Annotated in this window: 1 pseudogene; it reads right to left on the bottom strand. The window is 76.7% G+C overall.

Annotated elements, in window-relative coordinates:
* Positions 1-424 (bottom strand): annotated as a pseudogene (locus AC1DYG_RS20030) (hypothetical protein); the annotation flags it as partial.

Raw genomic sequence — 424 nt, 5'->3', positions numbered from 1 at the left:
GTGTGCGTCTTGCCGGTGCCCGGCCCGCCGGCCAGCACCGAGGTGCGGTGGGTCGCCGCGACGGCCGCCGCGAGACGCTGGCGGTCCGGGGCCGCGGTCGGCGCACCGTCCTTGTCGAGGAACAGCGCGTCCAGATCCTCGCGCAGCCGGGCCTCGTCGACGTCGGGATGGGTCTGCGCCCGCTCGTCGAGCAGTCGCCGGACCGTCTGCTCCTGCCGGAAGTACCGGTCCAGGTACAGCAGCTCGCCGTCCGGGGACTCGACCAGGCGCAGCGGCCGCAGCGGGCCGTTCGGGCCTCCGCGCACCAGCGGGCTGGCGCGCAGCCCCGCGGCGACGGCGTCCTCGTCCGGCCACGGCAGCGTCGCGGTGTCGATCGGCTCGGCGCCGTCGTCCGCGTCGTCGCCGGTCCAGATCTCCTCGACCG

The organism is Pedococcus sp. P1_H8 (assembly GCF_056405175.1).
The sequence above is the reverse complement of the archived record's forward strand: the minus strand, read 5'-3'. Positions and strand labels throughout refer to the sequence as shown.